We start from the raw sequence: 21,235 nt of genomic DNA on the forward strand, positions 1-21,235 counted from the left end.
CGGAGTGCGTCAGGATGGACACATGGCGAACCGACTTGCGCAGGCCACGTCCCCCTACCTCCTCCAGCACGCCGACAACCCCGTCGACTGGTGGACCTGGTCCGAGGAGGCCTTCGAGGAGGCGCGGCGGCGCGACGTGCCGGTGCTGCTGAGCGTCGGCTACTCGAGCTGCCACTGGTGCCACGTCATGGCCCACGAGTCCTTCGAGGACCGGGCCACGGCGGACGCGATGAACGCGCACTTCGTCAGCGTGAAGGTCGACCGCGAGGAGCGGCCGGACGTCGACGCCGTGTACATGGAGGCGGTGCAGGCGGCGACCGGGCACGGCGGCTGGCCGATGACGGTGTTCCTCACCCCGGACGCGGAGCCGTTCTACTTCGGCACGTACTTCCCGCCGGAGCCCCGGCACGGCATGCCGTCGTTCCGGCAGGTGCTGGAGGGCGTCCGGCAGGCCTGGGAGGAGCGGCGGGACGAGGTCGGCGAGGTCGCCGGGAAGATCACGCGGGACCTGGCGGGCCGGGAGCTGTCCGTGGGCGGCGACGAGGTGCCCGGTGAGCAGGAGCTGGCGCAGGCGCTGCTCGGGCTGACCCGGGAGTACGACCCGCAGCGCGGCGGGTTCGGCGGGGCGCCGAAGTTCCCGCCGTCCATGGTGATCGAGTTCCTGCTGCGGCACCATGCCCGCACCGGCGCGGAGGGCGCGCTGCAGATGGCGGCGGACACCTGCGAGCGGATGGCGCGCGGCGGCATCTACGACCAGCTCGGCGGCGGCTTCGCCCGCTACTCCGTGGACCGCGACTGGGTGGTCCCGCACTTCGAGAAGATGCTCTACGACAACGCCCTGCTGTGCCGGGTCTACGCCCACCTGTGGCGGGCCACCGGCTCGGAGCTGGCGCGGCGGGTCGCGCTGGAGACGGCCGACTTCATGGTCCGCGAACTGCGCACACCCGAAGGCGGGTTCGCGTCCGCGCTCGACGCCGACAGCGACGACGGGACCGGGCGGCACGTGGAGGGCGCCTACTACGTGTGGACGCCGGAGCAGCTGCGCGAGGTGCTGGGTGACGCGGACGCCGATCTGGCCGCGCGGTACTTCGGGGTGACCGAGGAGGGCACCTTCGAGGAGGGCGCGTCCGTGCTCCAGCTCCCGCAGCGCGACGAGGTGTTCGACGCGGCCCGGATCGACGGCGTCAGGGAGCGGCTGCTCGCGGCGCGCGACCGGCGGCCCGCGCCCGGCCGGGACGACAAGGTCGTCGCCGCCTGGAACGGCCTGGCGGTCGCCGCGCTCGCCGAGACCGGCGCCTACTTCGACCGGCCGGACCTGGTGGAGGCCGCGGTGGCCGCGGGCGACCTGCTGGTGCGGGTGCACCTGGACGAGCAGGCCCGTATCGCCCGGACCAGCAAGGACGGGCAGGTGGGCGCCAACGCGGGCGTGCTGGAGGACTACGCCGACGTCGCCGAGGGCTTCCTCGCGCTCGCGTCGGTGACCGGCGAGGGCGTGTGGCTGGACTTCGCCGGCCTGCTCGTCGACCACGTCCTGAACCGCTTCCGGGACTCGGAGTCGGGCGCCCTGTACGACACGGCCTCGGACGCGGAGCGGCTGATCCGCCGCCCGCAGGACCCGACGGACAACGCCACCCCGTCCGGCTGGACCGCCGCCGCGGGCGCGCTGCTGGGCTACGCGGCGCACACCGGTTCCGAGCCGCACCGTACGGCCGCCGAGCGTGCCCTGGGCGTGGTGAAGGCGCTCGGCCCGCGGGTGCCGCGGTTCATCGGCTGGGGGCTGGCCGTCGCGGAGGCCGTGCTGGACGGGCCGCGCGAGGTCGCGGTGGTCGGGCGCGGCGCGGACGACCCGGCGACGGCGGAACTGCACCGCACCGCCCTGCTGGGCACGGCGCCCGGCGCGGTCGTCGCCCTGGGCACGGAGGGCAGCGACGAGTTCCCGCTGCTCACCGACCGGCCCCTCGTCGACGGCGCCCCGGCCGCTTACGTCTGCCGCAACTTCACCTGCGACGCCCCGACGACGGACGCGGGCCGGTTGCGCGCGGCGCTCGGAGGCCGGGGGTAGGAATGGCTGCCCTTCGAGGCAGCGGGCGGGCAACGCCCTCCAGAGGCGCGGGGAACTGCGCGAACGGGGGTCCGGGGGCGGAGCCCCGACAACGGGAGGGCAGGACGCCGAAGGCCACCTACGGCACGATCCGCCGGGAACGGAGGCCCGCAGGCGGAAGCCTCAGAGCCCCCGCTCCGCCCGGGACGCCACCGCCCGCTCGACGATCGCCTCCAGCTGCTCGTGGTGCGCGCCCTTCCAGTAGGCGCGCCCGCAGTCGGCGCACTGGGCGAACACGTCGTACGTGCGGTGGGTGCCCTCCTTGAGCTGGTCGGCGACGTCCTCCTTGCCGGCCGCGCGCAGCAGCCCGTTGCAGGCGGTGCAGCGGGTCCAGGGCCGCAGCTCGGGGTCGAAGCGGTCGAGGACGTACGGCAGTTGCTCCTCCGGGCGGGTGCTGTAGACGAAGGCGCCCGCCCACAGCTCGCGGCGGCGCAGCAGGCCCCGGTCGCGGCTCAGCATGACCCGCTTCTCGGCGGCGGAGCGGGCGGCCAGCGCCGGGTCGCCGATGTCGGTCGACTCGTACGCCGTGTCCACGCCCAGCAGCCGCAGCCGGCGGGCGAGGGTGCCGAGGTGGACGTCGAGCAGGAAGCGCAGGGGAGCGCCGGGCACCCGCTGCGGATGCGTGTGGGGGCGGACGGTCACCGACTCGCCCGCGACCGGGACGTGCCCGGTGGGCGTCTCGCGGCCGTCCACCAGCAGGGTGCCGACCTCGGTCAGCGGGACGCCGAGGGACTCGACGACGTGACCGAGGCCGGAGAAGCCGTCGGTGGCCGTCGTGAGGCTGCCCGTGGCGCGCGCCTGAGGGACGAAGACGAGCAGCTCGGGGGCGAACTCGACGTGGATCTCGGGACCGTTCACCGGGTCAGAATGGCATGTCCGACGTGCGTCGTCTCAGGATTTCGCGGCGGGCAGGCCGTGCTCGATCACGTCGATCGCCCGGTCGGCGAGGTCGGCGTAGTCCTCGCGGTGGCCGTGCTCGGCCCAGTACATCGTGGCTTCCAGCAGGCCGCCGATCAGGGACATCGCGTGCACCCGCACCTCCAGCCCGTCGGGGTCGAGCCCGGTGCGGCCGGCGATGGCGTCGGCGAGCGTTCGTCCGATGCCCGTGAGGGTCTCCCGCATCCGCGCGCGTACCGCGGGGACCTCCAGCATCAGCCGGGCGCGCAGCTCGGTGATCTCCGGCTGCTCGGTCATGGCGAGGCGGACGGCCTTGCGGATCACGTACCGGACGGAGTCGGTCCAGGGTTCGTCGGCGGGCCGTGCGGCGAGTTCGGCGAGCAGCGGCTCGTCGTACTCGTCGGTGATGACGATGTCCTCCTTGGTGGGGAAGTAGCGGAAGACGGTCGACGGGGACACCTCGGCGCGCTCGGCGATCTGCTCGATCGTCGTCGAGTCGTACCCCTGCTTCCCGACCAGCGCGTAGGTCGCGCCGCGGATGGCCTCCCGCGTCTTGATCTTCTTGCGTTCGCGCAGTCCGGGGCGCGGCGGGGCGTCGGGGGCGAGGGGGGATCGTGCGGCCGTCATGACGTTCATTGTCGGGCATCGGCCTCCGCCCCGGCCATGTCCTCGTCAGCGGTTCCCGTCGCCTTCGCGGGCCGGTGGTCGGGCAGGAACACCGCCACCAGCAGGGCGGTGACTGTGTAATCGTGACCGCTGGCATGAAATGAGAGTAACTTTCAAAAGATGGTGACTGTCAACGACTGGGGGGCGTGCGGGCACGGAAAAGGCCGCGGCGTCGATGCCGCGGCCTTGTGCGTGCGGGGCGGGGAGCCGCCCCTCGGTGTCTCCTACGCGTGCTGGTAGGCCACCAGGGAGATCCCCACGTAGTGGGCGATGAAGGCGGCCAGGGTGAAGGAATGGAACACCTCGTGGAAGCCGAACCAGCGAGGTGAGGGGTTGGGCTTCTTGATGCCGTAGACGATGCCGCCGGCGCTGTAGAGCAGGCCGCCGACCACGACCAGGACGAGGACGGCGACGCCGCCGGCGTGCATGAAGTCCGGCAGGTAGAACACCGCGGCCCAGCCCATCGCGATGTAGCACGGCGTGTAGAGCCAGCGCGGGGCGCCGACCCAGAAGACGCGGAAGATTATCCCGGCGGCCGCTGCGGCCCAGATGCCCCACAGCAGCCAGCGGCCCTTGGAGTCGGGCAGCAGCAGGATCGTCAGCGGGGTGTAGGTGCCCGCGATGATCAGGAAGATGTTGGCGTGGTCGAGGCGGCGCAGGATCCCGTCCATGCGGGGGCTCCAGTTGCCCCGGTGGTACAGCGCGCTCACGCCGAAGAGGAGGCAGGCGGTCAGGGCGTACACACCGCAGGCGAGGCGGCCGCGGGGGGAGTCGGCGAACGCGGTGAGGGCCAGTCCGGCGACCAGGGCGGCCGGGAACATGCCGAGATGGAGCCAGCCGCGCAACTTCGGTTTCACGGGGTGGGGCAGAGAGGTCGCCACCGGGCCCCGGCCTTCGGCCTGAGGGTCCTTGGGCGTATCGGGGGCGAACGCAGTCATGTCCGCATGGTACCTACGGGACCGTAAGTTACACCTCGGAGTGTCCTGTTGGCCCGCGCCGAGTGGCCATCGTCTCATGGCGGGCCGTGCGGGCCGTCACGCAAAGAATCGGTTTCGTTCACTCAACGTGCGTGTAAAGCCGCACGACAACCGTGGTCAGCGTCACGTTGCTCACCTGTGCGGCCCTCTGGACAGATGGGCGCGCGCGTCGGATGATCAAATGAGTGCGGTCGACACCGGATGAGCGCCAGAGTCACCACTTTCAGCATCCGGGTCGCAGCCCCCACGGGGCCTCCAACCACAAAAACCCCTCATTTAGGAGCAAACGTGGCGCGCGACATCGCGGAACCCGGCGTCCCCACCACCCACCAGGGACTGATCTCCTGGGTCGACGAGATCGCAGAGCTGACGCAGCCGGACCGCGTGGTCTGGTGCGACGGTTCGGAAGCCGAGTACGAGCGCCTGTGCGGGGAGCTCGTCGCCAAGGGCACGTTCACCGAGCTCGACCCCGTCAAGCGCCCCAACTCCTACTACGCCGCCTCCGACCCGACCGACGTCGCGCGGGTCGAGGACCGGACGTTCATCTGCTCCGAGAAGGAGGAGGACGCCGGCCCGACCAACCACTGGAAGGCCCCCGCCGAGATGCGGGAGATCTTCCAGGGCGAGAAGGGCGTCTTCCGCGGCTCCATGCGCGGCCGCACCATGTACGTCGTCCCCTTCTGCATGGGCCCGCTCGGCTCGCCGCTGTCCGCGCTCGGCGTGGAGATCACCGACTCCGCGTACGTCGCCGTCTCCATGCGCACCATGACCCGCATGGGACAGGCCGTCCTCGACGAGCTCGGCGACGACGGCTTCTTCGTCAAAGCCGTGCACTCCGTCGGCGCCCCGCTGGAGCCCGGCCAGGAGGACGTCCCCTGGCCCTGCAACCAGACCAAGTACATCTCGCACTTCCCCGAGGACCGCGAGATCTGGTCCTACGGCTCCGGCTACGGCGGCAACGCCCTGCTCGGCAAGAAGTGCTACGCCCTGCGCATCGCGTCCGTCATGGCCCGCGACGAGGGCTGGCTCGCCGAGCACATGCTGATCCTCAAGCTCACCCCGCCGCAGGGTGAGCCCAAGTACGTCGCCGCGGCCTTCCCGTCCGCCTGCGGCAAGACCAACCTCGCCATGCTGGAGCCGACGATCTCCGGCTGGACGGTCGAGACCATCGGCGACGACATCGCCTGGATGCGCTTCGGCGAGGACGGCCGCCTCTACGCGATCAACCCCGAGGCCGGCTTCTTCGGCGTCGCGCCCGGCACCGGCGAGCACACCAACGCCAACGCCATGAAGACGCTGTGGGGCAACGCGGTCTTCACCAACGTCGCCCTCACCGACGACAACGACGTGTGGTGGGAGGGCATGACGGAGGAGACCCCGGCCCACCTCACCGACTGGAAGGGCAACGACTGGACCCCGGAGTCCGGGACGCCGGCCGCCCACCCCAACGCCCGCTTCACGGTGCCCGCGTCGCAGTGCCCGATCATCGCGCCCGAGTGGGAGAACCCCAAGGGCGTGCCGATCTCCGCGATCCTCTTCGGCGGGCGCCGCGCCACAGCCGTCCCGCTGGTGACGGAGTCCTTCGACTGGAACCACGGTGTCTTCCTCGGCGCCAACGTGGCCTCCGAGAAGACCGCCGCCGCCGAGGGCAAGGTCGGCGAGCTGCGCCGCGACCCGTTCGCCATGCTGCCGTTCTGCGGTTACAACATGGGCGACTACATGGCCCACTGGATCGACGTGGCGAAGGACAAGGACCAGTCCAAGCTGCCGAAGATCTACTACGTCAACTGGTTCCGCAAGAACGACGAAGGCTCGTTCGTCTGGCCCGGCTTCGGCGAGAACTCCCGCGTCCTGAAGTGGATCGTGGAGCGCCTGGAGGGCAAGGCGGAGGGCGTCGAGACCCCGATCGGCGTGCTGCCGACGAAGGACGCCCTCGACACGGACGGCCTCGGCCTCTCCGACGGCGACCTCGACTTCCTGCTCACCGTGGACAAGGAGGTGTGGCGCGAGGAGGCCGCCCTGGTCCCCGAGCACCTCAACACCTTCGGCGACCACACCCCGAAGGAACTGTGGGACCAGCACCGGGCGCTCGTGGAACGCCTGGGCTGACCACGCCCGCACAGACCCCGCGGCCGGCCGGTATGAGGATGCCCTGACCAGCGATCGTCACGCCACGGCCGGCCGCGGAACACACCGGCGGGGCCCCGCACAACGGCGTGCGGGGTACCGGTCCCGGCGCCGCCCCTCCCGTCCGCCCCGACGGGAACCCGCGGCACCGGGCCCACCCCCGCCTCCTTCGGCACGGCCCGCCCAGGGGCTCACGAACGTGCCGAGACCCGACGGACGCCCCGGTCTTCTCAGGCCGGGGCGTCCGGCTGTGCGTGCGCTTTCGCGACGGGCGCTCAGGCCGCGTGATCGTGCGCGGTGAAGGTCACGCGCGTGTCGTCGTCGTCCAGGGCGATGTTCAGCGTCGCGTCGAGTGCCGTCGCCAGCTTGGCGAGCAGCGGCAGCGTCGGGACGGTGTCGGACCCCTCGATCCGGGAAATCTTCGCCTGGGTGAGACCCGCACGGTCGGCCAGCTCGGTCTGGGTCAGTCCGAGCTCGGCCCGACGGTCGTAGACGGCCTTCGCGAGCGCCATGGACAGCCGGATCTCGCGGCGGGCCTCGGCCACGTCCTCCGGCTCGGTCAGACCCTCCGCCAGCTTCCGCTCCCGCAAGCTTTTCCAGCGGCTATGGCTCATTGCCTCACCTCTCCCTGACCGACGGTTCGGATGAACTCCTCGTGCGCCGGTTCGTGTTCCGCCTCGCACACCTTCTGCGCGAGTTTCGCGCGCCTGACTTCGCCGTCCTCCCGCATTCTCGTCTTTCGGAAGACGGTCAGCAGGACCGCGGTGCGCTGAGGTGTGAACCAGTAGGTGACACGTATGGCGGCGCCGTCGAGCGTCGGACGCAGCTCTCGGACACCGTCGCCGAGGTACCGGGCATAGGGCTCGCCCAGCTCAGCACCCTGCTCCGCCAGCAGGCCGACGTACTCGTCGATCTTGAGGAAGTGCTTGGCCGGCAGGGTGTCGAGCCAGTCGCGCACTTCGGGTTCCAGCTCGATGGTGAACAGTTCATCCAGGCCGTCACGCTATATGTCGTCAACGACATACGCAACGCGCGGCAGCGCTCCCGCGCGTTCTCAGATCACGCGGAACAGGTCCGCCGTCGTGTGGACGTCCGTCAGGTCGTCGACCGTGCGGAGGTTGTCGCAGAGGGTCTCGAGGACGGAGCCGGAAGCGGTGGCCGTGTCGGGGGTGGCGATGGCGACGCCGAAGAGGCGGAAGTCCAGACGGCGTTTGATCTCGTTCCACAGACGGGTCCAGTTCTCCGAGACCTCGCAGGCGTCGTCGGTGATCAGGACGATGTCGCCGCGGGCGCGGGACGCGGAGTCGAACTCCTCCTCCAGGATCTTCGCGGCCGTGCCCAGCGGGCGCTGGAAGTCCGTGCCGCCGCCGAGGAACGTCTCCGCGAAGTCCAGCACGTCCGTGACGGGGGCCGGCCGGTCGCCCGGGAAGCGGAAGACCTGGAGCTTGTCGGCGGCGGAGAACAGGATGCCGACGAAGTCCCGTCCCGCGTGGCGCGCCTGGTCCAGCAGCGCCAGTGCGCACGCCTTCGACCACGCCTCCCGGGTGATCCCGCCGGGCCCCTCCGCGTACATGGAGTGCGAGGTGTCCACGCACGCGATCACCGCGCCCTTGCCGGTGCCCTGCTCGCCCCGGCTGTCGTACAGCATCAGCTCGCCGGCGGCGTACCGCGCGGCGAACACCGCGCGCAGTTCCGGCACGCCGAGGACAGCCAGCTCGGAGGGGATGACGCGGGAGAGGTCGTCGCCGAGGGTGACGCCGACCAGTTCGCCGGTGGCGTGCTCCACCTTGCGGGCGCGTTCGCCGGCCGCCATCTGCCGGAAGCGGCCGATCAGTTCGGCCCACCGCGCGAGCCGTCCCGAGCGCAGCCGTTCGGCGAGGCGGGCGCGCTCCTCGAACGGCATCCGTTCCGTCTCGCCCGCGTCCACGCCCCACGCCCGCATCAGCGCGGCCTCCTGCCGGACCGCCTCGGCCGCCGCCGACGCCGCGTTCCGGGCGGCGGACCGGATGCCGGGGACCGCCGCCGCCATCGCCTGCGCGGCGGCACCGTCCTCCAGCCGGGCGCTCTCCTCGGCCTCGCGAGCCGCCTCGGCCGCCCGGCGTACCGCGGCGGCGGCCGGCGCGGGCACCTCGCCCTGCGCGTCGGCCTCCTCGGCGGCCTGCCGCAGCGCCTCGCCGACGGCGGTCGCCGCGGCCTCGGCCTCCTGCCGGGCCCGGTCCGCCCGCCCGGTCCGCTCCCGCGCCTCCCGCGACCGCTCCAGCAGCCCGCGCAGCGCGGACCCCTGGGCGAGTACGGCCATGGCCGCGGCGTAGGCGTCGCCCGCCGTCTCCCGGTGCAGGGGGGCGAAGTCGGGGGACTGCGTCAGCGCGGTGACCACCTGGTGGTGGACCAGGTGGGACGGGGCCATGACGGCGCGCTCCCGCAGACGCGGGGCCGCCTGGTACGCGCACAGGAAGACGTCCGCCAGCAGGTCGGGCGCGTGCGCGTGCCGGGTGAGGAGCTGCGCCGACAGTTCACGCAGCGCCGCCGACCGCGCGTACACGTCCCGCCACGCCACCCGGTCGTACGGGCCCGCCACCACGGCCGTGGTGTGCCGTTCGGCGGGGGCGGCGGACAGGGCCAGCCACCGGCCGGCCTGCCGCGTGAGCGCGTCGAGCCGCTCGGGTTCGTCGTCCACGGGGCGCCTCAGAGCTGGGTCGGCACCATGGACGCGTCCACGCCCAGCGCCTCGGTGAGCACCCGGGCGCGGACCGCGCGCTGGCGGCCGGTCACCCGGTCGATGGTCGCCGTGGACCGTCCGGCGCTCGCCGCCTCCTCCCGCAGCCGCTCCAGCCGCCTGCCCGCCATGGCCAGCTTGTGGTGCGCGTTCTTGATGACCCACTCGCTCAGCGCCTCCCGCGACTGCCCGGCCATCGCGTCGAGCTGCGCCTCCAGTTCCTCGACGACGTCGGCGAGGTCGAGCGCCTCCCGGGCGTCCGGGTTCACCAGGTTCAGCACCTCGCGTTCCACGACCGGGCGCTGGGCGGGGGAGTCCCACAGCACGTGGGTCAGCACGGACAGGTCGGTCTCCGCGACCTCCGTCCGCCCGTCCAGGTACGCGGACGCCTGGAGCAGCCCGACCGCCTGCCGCCACCGCCGGTCGGAGGCGACGAGCTCCTTGCGGCGCAGGGCGGCCCGCAGCGTCACCACCGCGTCCACGATCGCGTCGGGCACCTCCACCGAGGGGACGCCCTCGGTCACCGCACGCTGGAGCGCGGCCAGTTCGAGGGTGGTGCGCGGGGCGGGCTCGGCGGGGCGTCCGACGGCGGACCGTACGAGCGCGGCAAAGTTCGAGGGGTCCTCCAGATAGCCGACCTCGATCCGCACCAGCAGCCGGTCGTAGATCGCGGCCGAGTCCTCCCCGTCCGGGAGTTCGTTGCTCGCGGTGATCGCGCCGATCAGCGGGCAGCGGATCGGGGCGCCGCCGTTCTCGGGGTGGTAGATCCGCTCGTTGAGATAGCCGAGCGTCTCGTTCAACGCGGCCGTGGAGCACTTGAAGATTTCGTCGACGAAGGCGATGTGCGCGGTCGTCGCGCGCCCGTCGTACACCTGCCGGTACTCGCCCCGCGCCAGCGCGGCCACGTCGATCGGCCCGAACATCCGCGTCGGCGCGGTGAACTTCGACAGCAGGATCTCCCAGTACGCGGCCCCGTCGATCCGGCCCGTCAGCTCCCGCGCCAGCTCGGACTTGGCCGTGCCGGGCGGGCCCAGCACCAGCGAGTGCTGCCCGGCCAGCAGCGTCACCACCAGCGTCCGTACGACGTCGTCCCGCTCGAAGAACCGTTCCGACAGCTCCCCGCAGACCGCCCGCAGCCGCCGCGCCGTCTCCTGCGCGTCCCCCGCCATGCCGTGTCCCTCCCCGTGCCCGCCCCGCTCAGGGGCGTCCTCGGTCACCCGTGCGGCCCACGCTACCTACCCCCGGGCCGGTCCGGGCGCGGGAAGCGGGCACGCACCGCGTCGATGCAGGTGTCGCGGGAGGTGGGCCCGCCGAAGCGGAGACGGTCGTATGCCGTGAACGCCGGTTCCAGGGCGTCGAGCTCGTCGACCAGGGCGTGCAGCCGCACCGCGTCGACGTCGGGCTCGTCCAGCGCGGCGCCGATCGCGGCCGTCAGCCGGTCCTTCCGTTGGATGGCGGCCGGGGTCACCGAGTGGAGACACACGTACTGTCCACTGAGGTACGCGTTCCACTCCGCCTTCCCGGCGACCGGGTCGGCCCAGTGGGCGGTGAACCACGCCTCGAGCAGGTCGACGCCGCCGGCCTCGTCGGCGAGCGCGAACAGGTCGGCCGGCACCATCTCGGCGCCGTCGGACCGCAGATAGCCGGGGAGAGGGAGGCGCCCGTCCAGCATCAGCCGCCGCACCGCGTCGGTGTCGCGGCCCCGCGCCGCGCACAGCTCCTCCAGGACGACGAACTGCGCGGTGACGTACGCGTCGTCCGCGGCGGTCATCGGATGGTCGCCGTTGACCTCCCGGAACCGCTCGGCGAGCTGCTGCTTCAGATCCGTCTCCGGCACCGGGCGCCTCCTGCGTCTGGGCGCGGGCGTCTCCCGCGCGGCACTCGGCACGCTACGGGCGGGACGGTTCGGCCATCACCGAACGGTGGACGGAGTCCCTCACATGGACAGACGGGGCGCCGGCGGCAGCGGAGTCGCCGCCTCCGGCGCCGGCGCCGCGCGGAACGCCTCGATGACGTAGGCCGCGTAACGGCGGGACGCGGCGACCCTGGCCGTGCGGGGGGTGTCCTGGAGGCCCCGGTGGGCCATCAGGATCAGCACCAGGTCGTCGACCACGAAGTCCGGCCGCAGCCGGCCGGTCTGCCGTGCCCGGCGGGCCAGTTCGGTCACCGCGCGCAGCGTCCGCTCCCGGTCCTCGGCGAAGTCCATCGCCTCGGGGAACGCCGTCATGAAGGCGTCCGCGAACCCCCGGCTGTGGGCGTGCAGCTCGCAGATCCGCTCGATCAGGTCGCAGAAGCCGTGCCACGGGTCGGGGTCCGCGAGGGCGTCGAGCACAGCCGTGCGACAGGCCCGCCGCTGCTCCGCGAAGGTCTGCGCGAGCAGGTCCCGCTTCGCCGGGAAGTGCCGGTACAGCGTGGCGGGACCGACCCCCGCCCGCCGCGCGACCTCACGCATCGGCGCGCCCAGACCCTCCTCGCCGAACACCGTGCGTGCCGCCTCCAGGATGCGGGCCCGGTTGTCGCGGGCGTCGGAGCGTACGGGGTGGTGAGGCACTTCGGTGGTCATCGTCTCTCACTTCGGTCGAGCGGACGGGGGCGTCCGTTACGTTCCGACGGCGGTGCTGCCACCGACTTTAAGGAGCAGAGATGAAAGCCGTGGTGATCCGGACGTTCGGAGCGCCCGAAGGGCTGGAGGTCGTCGACCTTCCCGCGCCCGTTCCCGGGCCGGGGCAGGTGCTGGTCGCCACCGAGGCGATCGGGGTCGGCGGGGTGGACGCCGTGATCCGCCGGGGTGCGCTCGCCGAGCACGGGTTCCGGGAGGGCCACCTCCTCGGGAGTGAGATCGCGGGGACCGTTACCGCCGTGGGGGAAGGCGTCGACGCCTCCTGGACCGGGCGGCGGGTGTGGGCGTTCACCGGGCTGTCCGGCGGATACGCCGAGCGGGCCGTCGCCCGCGTCGAGGACGTCCTCGCGCTGCCCGACGGGCTGAGCGGGGCGGACGCGGTGACCCTCGGCGGTTCCGGGATCGTCGCCCACTTCGCCCTGCGGAAGGCCCACTTCGCGCCCGGTGAGACCGTGCTCGTGCGCGGGGCGGCGGGAAGCATAGGGATCACGGCCGTCCAGCTCGCCGCACGGGGCGGCGCGGGCGCCGTGGTGGTCACCACCTCGTCCGAGGAGCGGGGCGCACGGCTGCGGGAGCTGGGGGCGACCCACGTGCTCGACCGCTCAGGGAAGAGCGGCGACGCGGGCGGGCCGACCGGCTTCGACGTCGTGATCGACGTGGTCGGCGGACCGGGGATGCCGGACGTCCTGGACGCGCTGCACGCCGACGGGCGGTACGTGCTGGTCGGGGTCGTCGGCGGACAGCCGCCGGAGGACTTCGGCATGCGGCTGATGCACGGCTTCCGCAAGTCGCTGTCGTTCGCCACCTTCAGCGCCGACACCGTGCCCGCCCCCGACCGTCAGGCCGTACGGGCGCGGCAGTTCGCCGAGGCCGCGCGCGGGGAACTGCGGACCGTCGTGCACGACGTGCTGCCGCTGGACCGGGCCGCGGACGCCCACCGCGCGATGGACGCGGGGGAGGTGTTCGGGCGGGTGGTGCTCACTCCGTGAGCCGGGTGGTGCTCACACCCTGAGGGGACGTGAGAGGGGTGAGCCGGGACGTGATGTGGCACCCGGTCCGCGCGTCGCTGCGGGTTGCGCGCGGACCGGGGCCGTACTGGGGGAGCCCGGTGAGGGGCTCAGTGCGCGGTGGACGCGAGCGGGCGCTGCTTCAGCGCCGCCGTGTGCGCGTCCATCCGCTCGGCGGCCAGGATCGCCGCCGCCGTGTCCGCGCGGGACGCGGCGACGACCAGGGCTCGTCCGGCGAGCGCGTGCGCCTTCCGGTGCAGGGCCGTCGCGTCCGGCTCGCGGCCGCGCGTGGACGTGGTCGCACGGGCCGGCGTACGTCCTCCCCGCAGGCGGGTGATCTCCTGGGTGAGCCGCTCGGCCGCCGTGTCCAGATCGGCCGAGGGAGCCGTCACCCGCAGCTCGTCGGTGACGGCGAGCAGCGCGGCGAGATGGCCCGCGAGCTGGATGTCCAGCTCCTCCTCGCGGGACCTGTGGGGGAAGTCGTCAGGGCCGGCCATCGTGCTGTGGACCGACTTGGAGCGGATCGGTTCGTACATGGATGGCCTCCTGGGTGCTGACAGGAAGCCATCCTAGCTTAGATTCTGTCTAAAGTTGAGCCGAGGTCGAAAGTGATCAGGCCTCCGTACGGAGTGCGTGGAGCTCAGTGCTGGCTGTAGCCGTCGAGGAAGCGGGCGATGCGGCCGACCGCGTCCCGCAGGTCCGTGACCGAGGGCAGGGTGACCACGCGGAAGTGGTCCGGTTCCGGCCAGTTGAAGCCGGTGCCCTGCACGACCATGATCTTCTCGCGGCGCAGCAGGTCCAGCACCATCCGCCGGTCGTCCTTGACCTTGAAGACCTCGGGGTCCAGGCGCGGGAACAGATACAGCGCGCCCTTCGGCTTCACGCAGCTCACGCCCGGGATCTGGGTCAGCAGCTCGTACGCCACGTCGCGCTGTTCGCGCAGCCGTCCGCCCGGCAGCACCAGGTCGTTGATCGTCTGGCGGCCGCTGAGCGCGGCGACCACCCCGTGCTGACCCGGCATGTTCGCGCACAGGCGCATGTTCGCCAGGATCGTCAGGCCCTCGATGTAGGAGTCGGCGTGGGCGCGCGGGCCGGAGATCGACATCCAGCCCACCCGGTAGCCGGCCACCCGGTACGCCTTCGACATGCCGTTGAAGGTGAGGGTGAGCAGGTCGGGGGCGACCTTCGCGGTCGGCACGTGCACCGCGTCGTCGTACAGGATCTTGTCGTAGATCTCGTCGGAGCAGACCAGCAGGTTGTGGCGGCGGGCGATGTCGGTGAGGCCCTTGATGACGGCCTCGTCGTAGACCGCGCCGGTCGGGTTGTTCGGGTTGATGATGACGATGGCCTTGGTGCGGTCGGTGACCTTGCGCTCCACGTCGGCCAGGTCCGGCATCCAGTCGGACTGCTCGTCGCAGCGGTAGTGCACCGCCGTGCCGCCGGAGAGGGAGACGGCCGCCGTCCACAGCGGGTAGTCCGGGGCGGGGACCAGCACCTCGTCGCCGTCGTCCAGCAGGCCCTGCATCGCCATCACGATCAGCTCGGACACGCCGTTGCCGATGAAGACGTGCTCGACGTCGGTCTCGATGCCGAGCGTCTGGTTGTGCATGACGACGGCTCGGCGCGCGGCCAGGAGGCCCTTGGCGTCCCCGTAGCCGTGCGCCGACGACACGTTGCGCAGTATGTCCTCGAGGATCTCGGGCGGGCACTCGAAGCCGAACGCCGCCGGGTTGCCCGTGTTCAGCTTGAGGATGCGGTGACCGGCAGCTTCCAGCCGCATCGCCTCCTCGAGCACCGGGCCCCGGATCTCGTAACAGACGTTGGCGAGCTTGGTCGACTGGATCACCTGCATGCTGGGAGCTTACGGCCCGGTATGGCCCTTCGGGCCGTGTTTTCCGCCACGTGAGACGCGTCGGTTCGGGTGGTTTTGTCCTCCGCGTGGCCCTCCGCGTGACGATCAAGGGCGCGCGCCTCCATCACCTCCACACCCAGCCTCCCCACGCCCGGCCCCTCTTTCCGCAGGTCCAGGGGCGACCCTGTAGGCCGTCCCGCGCCCGGTCGCCGGGAGGGCGCGTCGTGCCCGCCGGCCGGGGGACGCGCGCTGCCCGGCAGCCGGGGTGTGCGCCGCCCGGCCGTCACCGGGGAGAGCGCGTCCTTGCCCGCCCGGCGTCCCCGTGCTGACAATGCGCATGACAATTTTGTGGGCGGCCGGAGCGACCCGGCCGCCCGACGCCGCATTGAGGGGACCCCCATGAGAAAACCTCTCGTCGTCGCGCTCTGCGCCCTGGCACTCGCCGGCGCGGGCGCGACCCCCGCGGTCGCCGCCGCGCCTTCCCCCACGGGCGCGGACACGACCACGGGCACGGCCCCGGCCACGTCGCTGACGGACGTCGTCAACGACACGGTCGGGGCCGTCGCGGACACCCTGTCGGGGCTCACCGCGCCGAAGTCGGCCGCGGTGAACTTCGCGGGCACCGTCTCGCTGAGCAACTGCTCCGGCTCCGTCGTCCGCATGCCGGACTCGGCCGCCTCCGACCCGGCGCTGGTGCTGACCAACGGCCACTGCCTGGAGAGCGGCTTCCCCTCGCCCGGGCAGGTCCTCACCGACCGCGCGTCCAGCCGCACCTTCGGCCTGCTGAACGCCTCCGGCGCCAAGGTCGCCACCCTGCGCGCCGACCGGCTGGTCTACGCGACCATGACCGACACCGACGCGGCGATCTACCGCCTGAACACCACGTACGCGCAGATCAAGAGCTCGTACGCGATCGACCCGCTCACCCTCAGCAGCTCCCGCCCGGCCGCCGGCACCGCCATCAGCGTGGTCTCCGGCTACTGGAAGCGGATCTACAGCTGCTCCGTCGACGGCTTCGTCCACCGGCTGAAGGAGGGCGACTGGACCTGGAAGGACTCGGTCCGCTACACCTCCGCCTGCGACACCATCGGCGGCACCTCCGGCTCCCCGGTGGTCGACGACGCCACCGGCAAGGTGGTCGCCGTCAACAACACCGGCAACGAGGACGGCGCCCGCTGCACGGTCAACAACCCGTGCGAGGTCGACGAGAACGGCGGTGTCACGGTCCGCCGGGGCATCAACTACGCCCAGCAGACCTACCCCTTCACCGCCTGCTTCACCACCGGCAACCGCCTCGACCTGAGCGCGAGCGGCTGCACCGTGCCCAAGCCCTGACGGGCCCGGCGGGGCGGGCGGTCAGCGCGGGGTCCTGCGCACCGCCCGCCCCGCCAGCACGTCCGTGCGCCGCCCGTCCTCGATCACGAACCGCCCGTCGACCATGACGTACGGGATGCCCGTGGGCAGCGTGCGCGGCTCGGCGAAGGTCGACCCGGCGTCCACCGTGCGCGGGTCGAACAGCACCAGGTCCGCCTTGTACCCCTCGCGCACCAGCCCCCGGTCCGGAAGCCCGAGCCGCGCCGCCGGCCGCGAGGTCAGATGCGCCACGCACTCCTCCAGCGACAGCACCCCCAGTTCCCGCACGTAGTGGCCGAGATAGCGGGGGAACGTCCCGGACGCGCGCGGGTGCGGCTTGGCGCCCTGCAGGATGCCGTCCGAACCCCCGGTGTGCACCCGGTGGCGCATGATCGCCCGCACGTTCTCCTCGTGGCCCACGTGCTGGAGGATCGTCGGGGCCAGCCTGTCCTTCAGCAGCAGCTCCCGCGCCACCGCCCAGGGCGTCTCGCCGCGCGCCCGCGCCGACTCCAGCACCGTCCGGCCGACGTACTCGTCCAGAGCCGGGTCGCCGACCCCGGAGATCTCGATGGTCTCCCACTCCACCGGCACGCCGTGGCAGCCGTCCGATCCGGTGACCTCCAGGCCGTGCCGGATCCGCTCCGCCGTCGCCTCGTCCGCGAGCCGCCGCAGCACCGCCTCCGGGCCGCCCTCGCTCGCCCAGCTCGGCAGCAGCGCCACGAGAGTCGTGCAGCCGGGGGTGTACGGATAGGTGTCCAGGGTGATGTCGGCGCCCGCGTCCAACGCATCGTCGAGCAGCGCCAGCAGCTCGGGCGCCCGGCCCTTGTTCACCCCGAAGTTCATGGTGGCGTGTGCCAGATGCAGCGGGCAGCCCGCCTCCCTCGTGAGGGCCACCATCTCCGCGTACGCCTCCAGCGCGCCGGCGCCGTAGGACCGGTGGTGCGGGCAGTAGTAGCCGCCGTACGACGCCACCACCCGGCACAGCTCGGTCAGTTCGGCGTCCGGGGCGTACATGCCGGGCGTGTACGTCAGCCCCGACGACATGCCGACCGCTCCCTGCTCCATGCCCTCCGCGACCAACTGCCGCATCCGGTCCAGCTCTTCGGGCGTGGCCTCCCTGTCCTCCCAGCCGACGGCGAGCGCGCGCACCGTGCCCTGAGGGATCAGGTACGCCGCGTTCACCGCGACGCCCCGGTCCAGCCGGTCCAGGTACTCGCCCACCGACCGCCAGTCGACGTCCACGTCGTCACCCGGGCCGTTCCACCCGGCGATCGCCCGCCGCACCTCGCCCAGCGTCCGGTCGTCCACCGGCGCGTACGACAGGCCGTCCTGGCCCAGCACTTCGAGGGTGACGCCCTGCGCGGCCTTCGCGCTGTGGTCGGGATCCCGCAGCAGCGCCAGGTCACTGTGCGCGTGCATGTCGATGAAGCCCGGGGCCAGCACCAGCCCCTCCGCGTCCAGCTCGCGCCGCGCCTTCGGACGCTGGCAGCCCGCGTCCGCCGCCTCCTTGACGATGGAGACGATGCGTCCGCCGTCCACCACCACGTCCGCGCGGTAGGAGTAGTCGCCGGAGCCGTCGACGACGTCCGCGTCCCGGATGACGAGCTCTTCCACGGTCCTGCCTCCTAGAAGAAGGTGCGGATGTAGTCGACGACCGTGCCGTCCGCCTCCGCCACGGGGATGAGCAGCCACTTGTCGAAGGACGTGCAGGGGTGGGACAGCCCGAGCCCCACCCAGTCTCCCACTTCCAGATCCGCCTCCGAAGAGGTGCGCAGCCACGCGTGCTGGTCGGACAGACCGGTCACCTCGATGCCGGTGGCCGGCCGCTCCGCCCCGTCCCGGCGCACCACCCGGGCCACCGGAAGATCCAGGTCGTACGCGGCGTCCCGCTTGCCCGCGTTGGTGAACGCCTGCTCCGCCGACGGCCGCGACACCACCTGCGTCCACAGCCGGAACGCCGGCTCCAGACCGCCCTCGCCCGGCACCCGGTTGAAGGGCGTCAGCCGCTCGTAGTGCCCGTCGTCGTGCGACACGTACGCACCGGACCGCAGGAGCTTCAGCACAGGCGCCGACAGCTCCGGCACCTCCGCGAAGACGTCCGCGACCGCGTCGAACCAGGCGCTGCCGCCCGCGCTCACCACGATCTCGTCCAGCCCCGTGAACCTGCCCGCCTTGTCGAAGTCCACGGCCAGCGCCACCAGCCGCCGCAGCCAGGTCCGCACCCGCTCCGGGTCGGCCTGCGGCACCTCGCCCTCGTACCCGGCGACCCCGACCAGCCGCAGCGCCCGCGCCCCGGCCACGGCGTCGGCGACGGCCGCGCACTCCGCCTCCGTCCGCACGCCCGTGCGCGCGCCCTCGCCGGCCGCCAGCTCGACCACGACGTCCACCGGCCGGGACGCCCCGGTCAGCGCCGCGTCCATCAGCTCGACCCCGCGCACGGAGTCGACGTAGCAGACGAACCGGAACGCCGGGTCCGCGTCCTGTTCGGCGGCGATCCAGCGCAGGGCCGCCGCGTCCACCAGCTCGTTCGCCAGGAAGACCCGCTCGACCCCGAACTCCCGGGCCACGCGCACCTGATGGGGGACGGCGAGCGTGATGCCCCACGCGCCCCGCTCGATCTGGCGGTGGAAGAGCTGCGGCGCCATGGAGGTCTTGCCGTGCGGCGCGAACGCCAGCCCGTGCCGCTCGGCGAACGTCTCCAGCGCCGCCAGGTTGTGCTCGAGACGCTCGGCGGACAGCGCGAGCACCGGGGTGGTGAAGCCGCCGGTGAAAAGGTTCCGGCGCTGCGCGGCCAGCTCCCCGACCGTGAGGTCCGCGGCGTCCGGCGGGAGGCCCTTGAAGCGGTGACCGACCCGTTCCTCGGCGAGGCGGGCGAGAGCATCGAGGACCATGAAGCCTCCCTGATCAGGCGCGTTGCGCATCTTGCAACACTCATTGCGTATATCGCTCACCGCTGTCTAACATCTCCGCCACACGCGGTCAACGGACACCGCGCCCCCCGCCCCGACGAGGAGCCCCGCCATCGTGACCGTCACCGGAACCGGCAACGCCCCCGACGTCGTGGACGTCGTCGCGCTCGGCGAGTCCATGGTGACGTTCCTGCCCGCCCGGCCCGGCCGCCTCGCCGACGTCCCCGCCTTCCACCGGTCGATCGGCGGCGCGGAGTCCAACGTGGCGTGCGCCCTCGCGGCGGCCGGCCACACCACGCGCTGGGTCAGCCGCGTCGGCGCGGACGGCTTCGGCGACCACCTCGTCGAGGCGATCGGCGCGTACGGCGTCGACGTGTCCCACGTCCGCCGCGACCCGTCCCGCCCCACCGGCGTCTACTTCCGCACGGCGGGCGACCGGGCGGACGACGCCCACGAGGTCGCCTACTACCGCGCGGGCTCGGCGGCGTCGGCGATGTCGCCTGCCGGCGTGGACCTGGACGCGGTGCGCGCGGGACGCGTCCTGCACCTGTCGGGCATCACGGCGGCGCTCTCCCCGGACTGCCTGGCCCTGATGCGCGAGCTGACCGCCCCCCGGCCGGGGCGCCCGTTGATCTCCTTCGACGTGAACCACCGCCCGGGGCTGTGGCGCGGGAGGTACGGCCCGGAGGTCCTGCTGGACCTGGCTCGCGGGGCGGACATCGTGTTCGTGGGAGAGGACGAGGCAGAGGAGGCGTGGGGCGTCACGGGCGGCCCGGCGGCCATCCGGGAAGCCCTCCCCGAACCCCCGGTGCTGATCCTCAAGAAGGGCGCAGCAGGGGCGGTCGCCTTCTGTCGCCCCTCCGCGGGCGATCGTGCCGCTGGGGCGGCACGGGCGGGCGCGGACGGCACCCCGCGATCGCCGGGCTGCGACAACACCCCCCGCCCAGCCGCAACCGCCCCCGCCCTGAAAGTCGACGTAGTCGCCACAACCGGCGCAGGCGACGCCTTCGCAGCGGGCTTCCTCTCGGCCACGCTCCGTGGCCTCCCGCTGACAGCACGGCTGAGGCACGGCCACCTCATGGCAGCCGCCACCCTCACCACCCCTGGTGACCTCACCTCACCCCCGCCCCGCCCCCTCGCCGACCGCCTCGCCGCCCTCGACGCCCCCGCATGGGAGACACTGCGACTCGGCCCCGGCTGGACGGACGCCGACGCAGAGGCCGCAGAGGAGGCACCCACCCCATGAGCCAGACCGTAGACCGCGCCCTGAGCATCCTTCCGCTGCTCGCGGAGGGCCCCGCCGACCTCGGCCAGGTCGCCGACCGCCTCGGCGTGCACAAGTCCACGGCCCTGCGCCTGCTCCGCACCCTGCACGAGCACGGCCTGGTCTACCGCCAGTCCGACCAGCGCTACCGCCTCGGCGCCCGCCTCTTCGCCCTCGCCCAGGAGGCGATGGAGAACCTCGACGTGCGCGAGATCGCCCACGCCCACCTCGTACGCCTCAACGAGCAGTGCGGACACACCGTCCACCTCGCCGTGTACGAGGAGAACGAGGTCCTCTACATCGACAAGGTCGAGAGCCGCTACCCGGTCCGCATGTACTCGCGCATCGGCAAACCCGTCGCCATCACCGTCGCGGCCGTGGCCAAGCTGCTCCTCGCCGACCTGCCCGAACACGAGCGCCGCGCCCTCGCGGAGAAGCTCGACTACCCCATGTACACGCCCCGTTCGACGCCCCACGCGGCCGCGTTCCTCCAGGAGCTGGCCGCGGTGCGCGAACAGGGCTGGGCCACCGACCTCGGCGGCCACGAGGAGTCCATCAACTGCGTCGCCGCGCCGATCCGCGGCGCCGACGGCCGGGTGGTCGCCGCGATGTCGGTCTCCGCGCCGAACGTCGTCGTCACCGCCGACGAGCTCCTCACCCTGCTCCCTCTGGTGCGCCGTACCGCGGACGCCATCAGCGGCGAGTACTCCGGCCGGACCCCGGCAGAACCGACGTAAGGACACCCC

General features: G+C 72.6%; 19 protein-coding genes. 6 read left to right on the forward strand and 13 right to left on the reverse strand.

The window, feature by feature from the left end:
• Positions 1 to 22: 22 nt before the first annotated feature.
• Complete coding sequence (locus tag ACQZOG_RS18980) at positions 23 to 2,062, forward strand: thioredoxin domain-containing protein (RefSeq protein ID WP_033272250.1); 2,040 nt, start codon at positions 23 to 25, stop codon at positions 2,060 to 2,062.
• 162 nt (positions 2,063 to 2,224) lie between these two features.
• Here ACQZOG_RS18980 and ACQZOG_RS18985 read toward each other — a convergent pair whose 3' ends face one another.
• The 3 genes from ACQZOG_RS18985 to trhA all read right to left on the reverse strand — a co-directional run bounded on the left by ACQZOG_RS18985 (position 2,225) and on the right by trhA (position 4,602).
• The gene (locus ACQZOG_RS18985; protein ID WP_359574606.1) at positions 2,225 to 2,959 is read right to left on the reverse strand and encodes a Mut7-C RNAse domain-containing protein; all 735 of its coding nucleotides are present in this window, start codon (positions 2,957 to 2,959) and stop codon (positions 2,225 to 2,227) included.
• Positions 2,960 to 2,992: 33 nt separating this feature from the next.
• Positions 2,993 to 3,625: a TetR/AcrR family transcriptional regulator gene (locus ACQZOG_RS18990; RefSeq protein WP_391604928.1), complete on the reverse strand. Its 633-nt coding sequence runs from the start codon at positions 3,623 to 3,625 to the stop codon at positions 2,993 to 2,995.
• Between the two features lie 263 nt (positions 3,626 to 3,888).
• Positions 3,889 to 4,602 (reverse strand): PAQR family membrane homeostasis protein TrhA, encoded by a 714-nt coding sequence (gene trhA, locus ACQZOG_RS18995; protein ID WP_033272247.1) that lies wholly within the window; start codon positions 4,600 to 4,602, stop codon positions 3,889 to 3,891.
• Between the two features lie 327 nt (positions 4,603 to 4,929).
• On the opposite strand from trhA, the gene ACQZOG_RS19000 reads away from it, so the two are divergent.
• Positions 4,930 to 6,750: a phosphoenolpyruvate carboxykinase (GTP) gene (locus ACQZOG_RS19000; protein ID WP_403261996.1), complete on the forward strand. Its 1,821-nt coding sequence runs from the start codon at positions 4,930 to 4,932 to the stop codon at positions 6,748 to 6,750.
• A gap of 293 nt (positions 6,751 to 7,043) precedes the next feature.
• Here the strand turns inward: ACQZOG_RS19000 and ACQZOG_RS19005 are convergent, their stop codons facing one another.
• The 6 genes from ACQZOG_RS19005 to ACQZOG_RS19030 form a co-directional block, all read right to left on the reverse strand.
• On the reverse strand, positions 7,044 to 7,382 hold the full coding sequence (locus ACQZOG_RS19005) for a helix-turn-helix domain-containing protein (protein ID WP_033272245.1): 339 nt from the start codon (positions 7,380 to 7,382) through the stop codon (positions 7,044 to 7,046).
• On the reverse strand, positions 7,379 to 7,762 hold the full coding sequence (locus tag ACQZOG_RS19010; protein WP_033272244.1) for a type II toxin-antitoxin system RelE/ParE family toxin: 384 nt from the start codon (positions 7,760 to 7,762) through the stop codon (positions 7,379 to 7,381). The genes ACQZOG_RS19005 and ACQZOG_RS19010 overlap by 4 nt, the downstream gene beginning before the upstream one ends.
• 60 nt (positions 7,763 to 7,822) lie before the next feature.
• Positions 7,823 to 9,445, reverse strand: a complete 1,623-nt coding sequence (locus ACQZOG_RS19015; RefSeq protein ID WP_382004758.1) for a VWA domain-containing protein — start codon at positions 9,443 to 9,445, stop codon at positions 7,823 to 7,825.
• Between the two features lie 8 nt (positions 9,446 to 9,453).
• Positions 9,454 to 10,653, reverse strand: coding sequence for an AAA family ATPase (locus tag ACQZOG_RS19020; RefSeq protein WP_037644078.1), 1,200 nt, complete (start codon positions 10,651 to 10,653; stop codon positions 9,454 to 9,456).
• A gap of 62 nt (positions 10,654 to 10,715) precedes the next feature.
• Complete coding sequence (locus tag ACQZOG_RS19025; protein ID WP_033272240.1) at positions 10,716 to 11,321, reverse strand: DUF6058 family natural product biosynthesis protein; 606 nt, start codon at positions 11,319 to 11,321, stop codon at positions 10,716 to 10,718.
• Between the two features lie 99 nt (positions 11,322 to 11,420).
• Positions 11,421 to 12,047, reverse strand: coding sequence for a TetR/AcrR family transcriptional regulator (locus ACQZOG_RS19030; RefSeq protein ID WP_033272239.1), 627 nt, complete (start codon positions 12,045 to 12,047; stop codon positions 11,421 to 11,423).
• A gap of 80 nt (positions 12,048 to 12,127) precedes the next feature.
• Here ACQZOG_RS19030 and ACQZOG_RS19035 point away from each other — a divergent pair, with 80 nt between their 5' ends.
• Positions 12,128 to 13,093, forward strand: a complete 966-nt coding sequence (locus ACQZOG_RS19035) for a zinc-dependent alcohol dehydrogenase family protein (RefSeq protein ID WP_359671734.1) — start codon at positions 12,128 to 12,130, stop codon at positions 13,091 to 13,093.
• Between the two features lie 128 nt (positions 13,094 to 13,221).
• Here ACQZOG_RS19035 and ACQZOG_RS19040 read toward each other — a convergent pair whose 3' ends face one another.
• Both ACQZOG_RS19040 and ACQZOG_RS19045 read right to left on the reverse strand, forming a co-directional pair.
• Positions 13,222 to 13,647 (reverse strand): hypothetical protein, encoded by a 426-nt coding sequence (locus ACQZOG_RS19040; protein WP_033272237.1) that lies wholly within the window; start codon positions 13,645 to 13,647, stop codon positions 13,222 to 13,224.
• Between the two features lie 104 nt (positions 13,648 to 13,751).
• The gene (locus tag ACQZOG_RS19045) at positions 13,752 to 14,963 is read right to left on the reverse strand and encodes a pyridoxal phosphate-dependent aminotransferase (RefSeq protein WP_033272236.1); all 1,212 of its coding nucleotides are present in this window, start codon (positions 14,961 to 14,963) and stop codon (positions 13,752 to 13,754) included.
• A 399-nt stretch (positions 14,964 to 15,362) separates the two neighbouring features.
• On the opposite strand from ACQZOG_RS19045, the gene ACQZOG_RS19050 reads away from it, so the two are divergent.
• Positions 15,363 to 16,298 carry a S1 family peptidase gene (locus tag ACQZOG_RS19050; RefSeq protein WP_058916867.1) on the forward strand — a complete coding sequence of 312 codons (936 nt, stop codon included), beginning with the start codon at positions 15,363 to 15,365 and terminating at the stop codon, positions 16,296 to 16,298.
• Positions 16,299 to 16,319: 21 nt separating this feature from the next.
• Here ACQZOG_RS19050 and ACQZOG_RS19055 read toward each other — a convergent pair whose 3' ends face one another.
• Both ACQZOG_RS19055 and ACQZOG_RS19060 read right to left on the reverse strand, forming a co-directional pair.
• Positions 16,320 to 17,930: an N-acyl-D-amino-acid deacylase family protein gene (locus ACQZOG_RS19055; protein WP_430741673.1), complete on the reverse strand. Its 1,611-nt coding sequence runs from the start codon at positions 17,928 to 17,930 to the stop codon at positions 16,320 to 16,322.
• 11 nt (positions 17,931 to 17,941) lie between these two features.
• A complete protein-coding gene (locus ACQZOG_RS19060; protein WP_230229148.1) occupies positions 17,942 to 19,207 on the reverse strand; it encodes an alanine racemase in 1,266 nt (421 codons plus the stop codon).
• Between the two features lie 133 nt (positions 19,208 to 19,340).
• Here ACQZOG_RS19060 and ACQZOG_RS19065 point away from each other — a divergent pair, with 133 nt between their 5' ends.
• The gene (locus ACQZOG_RS19065) at positions 19,341 to 20,471 is read left to right on the forward strand and encodes a sugar kinase (RefSeq protein ID WP_430741674.1); all 1,131 of its coding nucleotides are present in this window, start codon (positions 19,341 to 19,343) and stop codon (positions 20,469 to 20,471) included.
• Entirely contained in the window at positions 20,468 to 21,226 is a 759-nt protein-coding gene (locus tag ACQZOG_RS19070) for an IclR family transcriptional regulator (protein WP_033272232.1), read from the forward strand. Before ACQZOG_RS19065 ends, ACQZOG_RS19070 begins: the two co-directional genes overlap by 4 nt.
• Positions 21,227 to 21,235: the final 9 nt, after the last annotated feature.

Source organism: Streptomyces sp. P13-3-3, from assembly GCF_050571355.1.
Classification (GTDB): Bacteria; Actinomycetota; Actinomycetes; order Streptomycetales; family Streptomycetaceae; genus Streptomyces; species Streptomyces althioticus.

Excerpts from the sequence above, each read along its gene's own strand:
- ACQZOG_RS19050 (WP_058916867.1), top strand. The coding sequence starts at position 15,363 with ATGAGAAAACCTCTCGTCGTCGCGCTCTGCGCCCTGGCACTCGCCGGC.
- ACQZOG_RS18980 (WP_033272250.1), top strand. The coding sequence starts at position 23 with ATGGCGAACCGACTTGCGCAGGCCACGTCCCCCTACCTCCTCCAGCAC.
- ACQZOG_RS19035 (WP_359671734.1), top strand. The coding sequence starts at position 12,128 with ATGAAAGCCGTGGTGATCCGGACGTTCGGAGCGCCCGAAGGGCTGGAG.
- ACQZOG_RS19005 (WP_033272245.1), bottom strand. The coding sequence starts at position 7,382 with ATGAGCCATAGCCGCTGGAAAAGCTTGCGGGAGCGGAAGCTGGCGGAG.
- ACQZOG_RS19040 (WP_033272237.1), bottom strand. The coding sequence starts at position 13,647 with ATGTACGAACCGATCCGCTCCAAGTCGGTCCACAGCACGATGGCCGGC.
- ACQZOG_RS19020 (WP_037644078.1), bottom strand. The coding sequence starts at position 10,653 with ATGGCGGGGGACGCGCAGGAGACGGCGCGGCGGCTGCGGGCGGTCTGC.
- trhA (WP_033272247.1), bottom strand. The coding sequence starts at position 4,602 with ATGACTGCGTTCGCCCCCGATACGCCCAAGGACCCTCAGGCCGAAGGC.
- ACQZOG_RS19030 (WP_033272239.1), bottom strand. The coding sequence starts at position 12,047 with ATGACCACCGAAGTGCCTCACCACCCCGTACGCTCCGACGCCCGCGAC.
- ACQZOG_RS19070 (WP_033272232.1), top strand. The coding sequence starts at position 20,468 with ATGAGCCAGACCGTAGACCGCGCCCTGAGCATCCTTCCGCTGCTCGCG.
- ACQZOG_RS18990 (WP_391604928.1), bottom strand. The coding sequence starts at position 3,625 with ATGACGGCCGCACGATCCCCCCTCGCCCCCGACGCCCCGCCGCGCCCC.
- ACQZOG_RS19045 (WP_033272236.1), bottom strand. The coding sequence starts at position 14,963 with ATGCAGGTGATCCAGTCGACCAAGCTCGCCAACGTCTGTTACGAGATC.
- ACQZOG_RS19060 (WP_230229148.1), bottom strand. The coding sequence starts at position 19,207 with ATGGTCCTCGATGCTCTCGCCCGCCTCGCCGAGGAACGGGTCGGTCAC.